8 protein-coding genes are annotated in these 8,238 nt (G+C 59.5%); 2 read left to right on the plus strand and 6 right to left on the minus strand.

Annotated elements, in window-relative coordinates:
* Positions 1 to 92: 92 nt before the first annotated feature.
* The 5 genes from ACW5XD_RS04015 to ACW5XD_RS04035 all read right to left on the minus strand — a co-directional run bounded on the left by ACW5XD_RS04015 (position 93) and on the right by ACW5XD_RS04035 (position 5,172).
* Positions 93 to 1,154 (minus strand): alpha/beta hydrolase, encoded by a 1,062-nt coding sequence (locus ACW5XD_RS04015; protein WP_456493736.1) that lies wholly within the window; start codon positions 1,152 to 1,154, stop codon positions 93 to 95.
* Positions 1,155 to 1,263: 109 nt separating this feature from the next.
* Positions 1,264 to 1,752, minus strand: coding sequence for a (R)-mandelonitrile lyase (locus ACW5XD_RS04020; protein ID WP_456493737.1), 489 nt, complete (start codon positions 1,750 to 1,752; stop codon positions 1,264 to 1,266).
* Positions 1,753 to 1,779: 27 nt separating this feature from the next.
* Entirely contained in the window at positions 1,780 to 2,808 is a 1,029-nt protein-coding gene (locus ACW5XD_RS04025; protein WP_456493738.1) for an MBL fold metallo-hydrolase, read from the minus strand.
* 103 nt (positions 2,809 to 2,911) lie between these two features.
* Positions 2,912 to 3,895, minus strand: coding sequence for an aldo/keto reductase (locus tag ACW5XD_RS04030; protein WP_456493739.1), 984 nt, complete (start codon positions 3,893 to 3,895; stop codon positions 2,912 to 2,914).
* A 128-nt stretch (positions 3,896 to 4,023) separates the two neighbouring features.
* Positions 4,024 to 5,172: an iron-containing alcohol dehydrogenase gene (locus ACW5XD_RS04035; protein WP_456493740.1), complete on the minus strand. Its 1,149-nt coding sequence runs from the start codon at positions 5,170 to 5,172 to the stop codon at positions 4,024 to 4,026.
* Positions 5,173 to 5,309: 137 nt separating this feature from the next.
* On the opposite strand from ACW5XD_RS04035, the gene ACW5XD_RS04040 reads away from it, so the two are divergent.
* Positions 5,310 to 6,278 carry a LysR family transcriptional regulator gene (locus ACW5XD_RS04040; RefSeq protein ID WP_456493741.1) on the plus strand — a complete coding sequence of 323 codons (969 nt, stop codon included), beginning with the start codon at positions 5,310 to 5,312 and terminating at the stop codon, positions 6,276 to 6,278.
* A gap of 260 nt (positions 6,279 to 6,538) precedes the next feature.
* A complete protein-coding gene (locus tag ACW5XD_RS04045; RefSeq protein ID WP_456493742.1) occupies positions 6,539 to 6,736 on the plus strand; it encodes a hypothetical protein in 198 nt (65 codons plus the stop codon).
* Between the two features lie 504 nt (positions 6,737 to 7,240).
* On the opposite strand, the gene ACW5XD_RS04050 is transcribed toward ACW5XD_RS04045, so the two are convergent.
* Positions 7,241 to 7,636 (minus strand): DUF2513 domain-containing protein, encoded by a 396-nt coding sequence (locus ACW5XD_RS04050; RefSeq protein ID WP_456493743.1) that lies wholly within the window; start codon positions 7,634 to 7,636, stop codon positions 7,241 to 7,243.
* Positions 7,637 to 8,238 lie beyond the last annotated feature (602 nt).

Consider the following 8,238-nt stretch of genomic DNA (forward strand, 5'->3'; position numbering starts at 1 on the left):
ATGAGGCCAAGGGCCTCCAGGGATCAATTCGTTGCCAGGGTGTGCTGACCACCGTGATTGTGCATATCAGGCACCCTGCCGTTATCCCCTGGTTATTGCAGACCCTTCTCTTTCAGGAACTGGCTGACCAGATCGGCGATCTGCACATTGTTCAGATCGGAGAAGGGGAAGTGGGTGTTGCCCTTGATGCCGATCTCCGGCAGATGAACGACAGTGACATCCCCTCCATGCTGGTTGACCAGATCCCGCCACTGGCGAGCCATCGCCAGCCGGACTCGCCAGCTGTCCTGGGCGGGCATGGCGGTCGGTTTGCCTGGGATGTTGTCGCCATACAGGATCAGCACCGGGATCCTGGTCAGGCTTATGAACTGTGCCATCGCCACCGGCTCCCCCTTCAGGGTATCGAACGCACTCGGCATGGGGGCTGGCAACGCCTGCTCAGGGAAGAGGAAGCCACTGCCTGGTTCGAACGCGACTATGGCCTTCACCTTGTTGCTTTTTATGGCGGTATGCCAACCAGGCCCGCCCCCCTGAGAGTGGGTGAACAGGATGGCAGGACCACTCTTGTCCAGCACCGCCGCCATGGCATCGGAGATGACGTTGACATCAAAGGGCCCTGTGTTGGGGGTCATCTGACGGAAATACTGGTTCAACACAGCTTGATCCTGCGAAAACTGGACGCCGTTGAAATAATCCGGCCAGACGCCAAGGCGGAACTGATTGAACCACAACTGCTCATCCGGATTGGGATTTACTGTCCCCTCCGCCATGCTGCGACCCGCGTTGCCTCTGCGGGGTTGATCGACCAGATAGGTTGCAAATCCCCGGCGCAGAAAGAGGGTCTGGAAACCTTCCCGGCCATCCGGCGTGGTCTGCCAGGTACGGGCAGACTGGCCTGCGCCGTGAAGCATGACGATCGGATACGGGTGCGGGTTGGATGGGATTTGATAGAAGACGCTGGCGTGATCCCCATGGTAGGTCTGACCGGCAGGGTCCAGTGGTTTCCTGGGGTCGAAGGTGCCGGGTGCGGTGACGACGGTGCCCCCCGCAGCAAAGCTGCCCTGCTCCTGGATAACCAGGGGATCGGCACGGGCGGGCGCCACCAGCGCCCCCGCCAGCATACAAAACAGCAATGATTTAATCAGTCTCTTCATGGTTGTGTTCCCTTGTTTGGCCTGTGGCCTCAATCCTGTTTACATAGCTGAAGGTCATGGTGTGACCACCATGCAGAGATAGGTTTAACCGCCCACTCATGGGGCCGAGTCACTCTCGCTGCGCGTCGATGGGCGTGTGGTAATCGACCTCGCTCACCTGTTCCAACCAGGTCACCACCTTGCCATCCTGCTGTTCTGCCAGCGCCAGGTGGGTCATGGGGGTATCTGGCGCAGCACCGTGCCAATGCTTCACCCCGGCCGGGATCCACACCAGGTCCCCTGGCCGGATTTCCCGGATAGGACCTCCCGCCATTTGTACCCGCCCCACCCCGCTGACCACGTAGAGGGTCTGGCCCAGAGGATGGGTATGCCAGGCGGTGCGCGCCCCCGGCGTGAAGCTGACCAGACCACCGGAGATGGCGGCGGGCGCCGTGCCCTGATAGCGCTGATCCACATAGACATCCCCGACGAAGAACTCGCTGGCCCCCTGGGTTGCAGGCGCCAGCCCCGGAGAAAATACCTGTATCGTCTGCTCTTTTTCCTCGGCCTGGCCGAGCGCCATGGCGGCGGCGAGCGTGGTGGCGGATATTGGGTTCATTGTCGACTCCTGCGTTTTAAAAATGTGTCACTGGCGCCACCAGGCGCTGCCCTCGTGGGGAGCCAGCACGTTCAGGGGCTCCCCCATCATCGGGGTGGTCAATGGGATCTGCTGCTCGGCGGCCAGACGGACTATCTGCTCGAGGGGGTCATCCCACTGGTGCATGGCCAGATCGAAGGTGCCGTTGTGCACTGGATAGAGCCACTGCCCGCGCAGATCGTGAAACGCCTGCGCCGTCTGCGCCGGCAACATGTGCACGTACTCCCAGCGCTTGTCGTAGGCCCCGGTCTCGAGGAAGGTCATGTCGAACGGGCCGTAGCGCCTGCCAATCTCCTTGAAGCCGTCGAAATAGCCGCTGTCACCGCTGAAGAAGAGAGTGGCTCCCTCCCCGCGAATGACCCAGGAGGCCCACAGGGTCTGGTTGCCATCCCCAAGGCCACGGCCGGAGAAGTGCTGGGCCGGGGTGGCAATGAATTCGATGCCGCCGACCCGGATCTTCTGCCACCAATCCAGCTCCCTGACCTTGTGCTGGGGGACACCCCAGGCAACCAGGCGCGCCCCCACCCCGAGCGGCGTGATGAAGTGGCCGACCTTCTCTTGCAGCGCCAGGATGGCGTCATGATCGAGGTGGTCGTAGTGATCATGGGAGAGGATCACCGCCTCTATGGGGGGCAGCGCATCCAGGGTGATGGGCGGCGCGTGCCAGCGTTTGGGACCGAACCACTGCACCGGCGAGGCGCGCTCGCTGAACACCGGATCCGTTAGCCAGAACTTGCCCTGCAATTTGAACAGCAAACTGGAGTGGCCGAGGCGCCACACGTTGTTGTCCGGGGCGGCCATCAGCCCCTCCCGGGTCATGGCCTGCACCGGGATGGCGCGATCCGGCACAGTGCCGTCAGGTTTGGCGAACAAGAAGTCCCACCAGAGCCGGACCCCTTCCCAGGTGCTGCGCTGCGGCAGTGCCACGACATTGCTGAACCGACCCGCCTGATACTGGGAAGAGTCAGGGTGCGCGGGCAGGCCCGGTTTCAATACATAGGAGATAATGCCTGCCATCACGGCTCCTGTTAGCAACCAGAGAGAGCGCCGGCCCCTTGGGACGGCGCGAGAGAGTACAGAGGGGTTCTGCATTCATGAGACTCCTGTTGAGGATCCTGCCTTAGCGACCCACATTCTTCTGCAGGTGTGACGGATAGCGATCCCCCTCCACCTTGATCCCGGCCAGGGCACGCTGGATGTCTCCCAGATCGGTGGCTCTCAGTGCCACCCGGGCTGCACCCAGGTTCTCCTCGAGCCGATGCAGCTTGGTGGTCCCGGGTATGGGGACGATCCAGGGCTTTTGTGCCAGCAGCCAGGCGATCGCAATCTGGGCAGAGGTCACCCCCTTGCTGGCCGCAAGGTCGCTCAAGACCTCCACCAGATGCTGGTTGGCCTGGCGCGCCGCCTCGGCAAAACGTGGGACCTGGTTGCGAAAATCCGCGTCATCGAAACGGGTATCGGCCTTGATGGCCCCGGTCAGGAAGCCCTTGCCGAGGGGGCTGAACGGGACAAAGCCGATGCCCAGCTCCTCCAGCAGCGGCAGGATGGCCTGCTCCGGCTCGCGCCACCAGAGGGAGTATTCGCTCTGCAGCGCCGCCACCGGCTGCACGGCGTGGGCACGACGAATGGAGTCGACACCGGCCTCGGACAGACCGAAGTGGCGCACCTTGCCCTCCTGGATAAGGTCTCGCACTGTGCCAGCCACCTCTTCCATGGGGACATCGGGATCGACGCGGTGCTGATAGAAGAGATCGATCACATCGGTGTTGAGGCGGCGCAGGGAAGCCTCGGCCACGGCGCGGATATTCTCCGGCCGGCTGTCCAGCCCATCGGGCACCTTGCCGTTCTTGAAACCGAACTTGGTGGCGATCACCACCTTGTCCCGGAACGGGGCCAGCGCCTCCCCCAGCAGCCGTTCGTTATCGCCAGGGCCATAGGCCTCGGCGGTGTCGAAGAAGGTCACTCCCAATTCATAGGCGCGGCGGATAAGGTTGATGGCCTGCCCCTTGTCCGTGGCCGGGCCATAGCCAAAGCTCAGCCCCATGCAGCCCAGACCGATGGCCGACACTGTCAGCCCGCTGTTACCCAAAGTACGTGTTTGCATGATGGATCCCTTTTCCTGGAAGGCGCTCTCCTGGGAAAGCGCCATGGTGTGGGTGCCAGGCACCCGCTTGGTGTGATGGCTGGTGACTCGCGGCTCGCTCCTGACGCCGGAGCGGGAGGCACCGCCACTTACATGGCATTGCGAAGGATGCTGGCCAGCACCTCCTGGGTGTAGGTCTCGGCCAGACCAAACCAGCGGGCGTTGCCCTTGAGGTTCTCCAGGATGGCGGGCAGGTCCGCCTCCGTGATGCCGAGCTGGGAGAGGCGGGTCGGCGTGCCAATCTTGTCGAACCATGTCTCCAGGGCAGCAATGCCTTCCTCGGCGGTTTTCAAGCCAAACAGCTGCTGGGCGAAGCGCTCGAACTGAGCCGTATTCTGGCCCTGATACCACCTCATCCAGGCGGGCATCACCACCGACAAGCCGGCGCCATGGGGCACATTGAACAGGGCGGAGAGCGCGTGTTCGATCATGTGGTTCGGGTAACCAAAGCCCGATGTCCCCGCATAGGTCAGGCCGTTCAATGCCAGGGTCGCCGCCCAGGCGAACTCGGCGCGGGCGTTGTAATTTTCGGGGTCTGCCAGCAACTGCTCCGTGGTCTCCAGCACGGTGGCGATGACGGACTCCACCAGGCGGGACTGGATTGTCGGCTGCACCTTGGCAGTGAAGTAGCCCTCGATGGAGTGGGCTATGATGTCCGCCGCCGAGTAGACCAGATAGTCGCGGGAGACCGTCTGCATCAGCGCCGGATTGACGATGGAGACCCTGGGGAAGGTGTGCACCGAGTTGATGGCGAACTTCTCTTTGGTGTCATCGTTGGTCACCACGGCGCCGCTGTTCATCTCGCTGCCGGTGGCAGCCAGGGTCAGGATGGCAAACACCGGCAGCGCCGCCTCGATCTGCCCCTTGCCGATGAACAGATCCCAGACATCCTCCTGATAGAGGCTGCCTGCGGCAATGGCCTTGGCGCTGTCGAGCACGGAGCCGCCGCCGACGCTGAGGATGGCGTCGACCCCCTGCTCCCGTGCCAGGGCGATGGCATCACGCACCTTGGAGATGAGCGGGTTGCTGACGATGCCGCCGCACTCCACGAACGGGATCCTCTGCTCGCCCAGGCTGGCGCTCACGGTGGCGAAGAGGCCATCACCCTTGATCCGCTCGCTGCCATAGGCCAGCAGCACCTTCTTGATGCCGTGCTGGGCCAGGATCTCGCCGATGAGGCGCTCCTTACCGGTGCCAAACTCGATCCGGGTCGGGTTGTAAAAGCTGAAATTGTCCATCTTGCTCGTCTCGCTGTCCGGGGACATGCCGGGTGGCATCTCGATGGACTGAACTATAAATGGGCAACAAACATCGAACTAGACGGCAAATGGATGAATCAGTTACAACTAAATGATGTAAATCGACGAGAAAGAGCATGATCAGCGAATTGAGATCCATCACCACCTTCGTGCGCACGGTGGAACTGGGTAGCCTCAGCAAGGCCGCCGAGGCCCAGCAGATCTCCCCTCAGGCCGCCAGCAAGGCATTGCGGCAATTGGAGACTTATCTCGGGGTGAGGCTATTCCATCGCACCACCCGCAGCATGTCGCTGACCGAAGAGGGCCAGCGCTTCCTGGAGGCGGCCCAACCCGCCCTGCTCGGCCTGCAACAGGCGCTGTCGGCCGCGAGGCAGACCCGGGAGGCATTCGCCGGCCCGCTGCGGATCGTGGGGCCCCGCTCGGTCGCGCAGATGATCATAGGCCCAGTGCTGGACGAGTACTGCCGGCTCTACCCCGAGGTCCAGCCCGATGTACAGCTCGATGACCGCATCGGCAACTGGGTGGAGGAGCGGGTCGATGTGGGTTTGCGGATCGGCCTCTCGCCACAGGATGGGCTGATCGCACGCCGCCTGTTTCCCTTGCAGCTCATCATCTGCGCCTCCCCCACCTATCTGCGCAAACATGGGGTGCCGCAAACGCTGCACGATCTGGGCGTGCACCGCTGCAGCGTGTTTCGTCATGCCGGCACCGGCCACCTGATTCCCTGGCATGTAAGGCTTGGTGAGAGCGTGCAGGACCATCTCGTTCGTCCGGCGATATCGACCAATGACGAGACGGTGGAGCTGGGCGCCGTGCTGGCGGGGGAAGTGATAGGCCAAATTGCCGGGCCGACGGCGGCGGCGCACATCCGGGCCGGCCATCTGGTTCCCCTGCTGCTCGACCACATGACAGACATGTACAGCCTGTTTCTCTACTACGGCAGCCGTGCGGCCCAGCCCGCCCGGGTACGTCGCTTCATCGATCTGGCGGTCGAGCGTCTCACCGACAACCCTGAGTTCGTGCTCGGCGCCGAGGAGCTGCGCCTTGCCCATGCTCGGGGAGTCGGGGATGCAATGCCCGGATAAGGCGCGATAAGCCGGTGATCGAGCTGTCACAGAAACAGGAGTACCAGACGACGACTGACGAGGAGCCCTCCACGAAAGATAGGCGGGCTCACGGTGACGCAAGGGTGCCCCAGGATTTTCCAGCATCTGCCAAAAGAGTCTCATGGAGTAACACGGGATTTTCTTCGACTCCAAGGCTCCTGTGAAAGCCTCGTTGTAGACCAGAAAACGCCTTTTGAGCCTTCGAGATCATTGGCGTATCGGCACTCGGTCAGGTCATTGTGGCGGGTGAAGAGCTGAACGTCCTGCAGGGCGGATCCACCGGCACATCACGCATCAATGCTGCACGCATTTCGACCTCAATGGTGTTGCAACCGCTGTTGGCAGGTTTCCTTTATGAGCATCCGAACGTGAAACTTGAACTGACCAATGACGAAGGCTTCGTGGACATCGTCGAGCGGGGTCAGTCCACTCACTGAATTCTGAGTTCTGAGAGTACAGGGGATGCAATGGCAGAGGGTCCCACAGGGGCAGGATTGGCCGCAGATGGTGTCGGTTGCGGTAGCTGCTGAGGCTCTGGCAGGTAGTTTGGCTGAGGTTCTGGCTGGACAGCCACGGGCTTTACCCGAGAACGAGCGCAGGTAAGCATCTGAGCCACCTGTTCACGAGCGACCAGCTTGTCCCGAGTACGGAGAGATTTCTTGATCTCTTTGCGGCGACCACTGGGGAGCACTGTCACCTTGCGGTAGTACCAGATACCTTGCGGAAAGAGCCAGAGATTCACGTTGAAGACTCCTGATCCATCCACACAAAGTGGATTACCAAGAGGTCTGAAGGGGGTTATTAGCTGTAACTTATTGAATTGCAGAAACAGGTGGTGGCCCCACCAGCTTGCTTATCCCACTATAAGACGAACTTAGCGCCTTCAACATGGATAAAATCAACACGTTACAGAGCCATTATACCATATTGTGTGCCAGTTTTCAGGCTAAAACTGAGCCAACAAAGGCACCAAAAACAGCCTTTATAGTATCAATCGTTAGCTCTACGCCACGTTCATTAGCAAACTTGGTTAATCTTTGTGGCATTCCAACAGGTCTGAGAGTATCCAGTAGGTCGTGCCCTTGCATAGTCAGCATTGGCCTCCGACAGCTATACAACCAATGCCCATGTGAATGTGATACAGATACTCCCTCAATCAAGTCTGCATCAACTAGCAATTTGATGTGTCCACATAGCACATCGTCACTAAGCAATTGGCCTTGAGATGTTTGTATTCTCTGTTCATTTCCTCCACTGCCTGAAATGAGCGCAAGTAGGTCCTTTTCCTCCTCTACTGCCAATAAAACAGACCTGATAACGTCCCAATCTCGCTTCATGCAACTCCCCTTGTAAAAGTGCCCCGCCGAAGCGGGACATAGTTCTTCACTTTTTGCTTTGAGACAGTACCGAACCTGCAAGGGTCTTAGTCAGATCACTGTACTTATCACTTTCAAGTACCTTCGCTGCCTTTGTCTCCATAGTAGAACCAGTATCTTTGCTAGTCCCTGTCTGAGACAGAGCAGAACCGGCAAGCTGTTTCTGAACCTTTGACGCATTGGGATCACGCAAGACACTTGCTGCCAACGAACCTACATCAGAAGAAGTCTTCTTAGTCGTATTTAAACCCTCAAAAATACCCAATTAATAACTACATATTGTGTATTTATCCAATACAAACACAAGATATGGTATCGGGATACATTTGGCAAACGTTTTATAGATGAATTTTTCACCAACACACAATGCCTCTCCCCTGCCCTGCAAGCCTTACGTGATACGGCTTGAGCAAAGTTTTGATAATACCTGTATAAATACACAGTGTTAGACAATATCAACTTTCCACTCTCTTGTATGGAGATGGTATTCACCTGACAGTTGCCCACAAAAGGGAGTGGTCATACGGCTTCAAACCGGATAACAAAACGGTACCCCTACCGTG

Source organism: Aeromonas enterica, from assembly GCF_054052465.1.

Coding starts and splice junctions, on each gene's coding strand:
- ACW5XD_RS04035 (WP_456493740.1), bottom strand. CDS start 5,172: ATGGACAATTTCAGCTTTTACAACCCGACCCGGATCGAGTTTGGCACC.
- ACW5XD_RS04015 (WP_456493736.1), bottom strand. CDS start 1,154: ATGAAGAGACTGATTAAATCATTGCTGTTTTGTATGCTGGCGGGGGCG.
- ACW5XD_RS04050 (WP_456493743.1), bottom strand. CDS start 7,636: ATGAAGCGAGATTGGGACGTTATCAGGTCTGTTTTATTGGCAGTAGAG.
- ACW5XD_RS04020 (WP_456493737.1), bottom strand. CDS start 1,752: ATGAACCCAATATCCGCCACCACGCTCGCCGCCGCCATGGCGCTCGGC.
- ACW5XD_RS04025 (WP_456493738.1), bottom strand. CDS start 2,808: ATGGCAGGCATTATCTCCTATGTATTGAAACCGGGCCTGCCCGCGCAC.
- ACW5XD_RS04030 (WP_456493739.1), bottom strand. CDS start 3,895: ATGCAAACACGTACTTTGGGTAACAGCGGGCTGACAGTGTCGGCCATC.
- ACW5XD_RS04040 (WP_456493741.1), top strand. CDS start 5,310: ATGATCAGCGAATTGAGATCCATCACCACCTTCGTGCGCACGGTGGAA.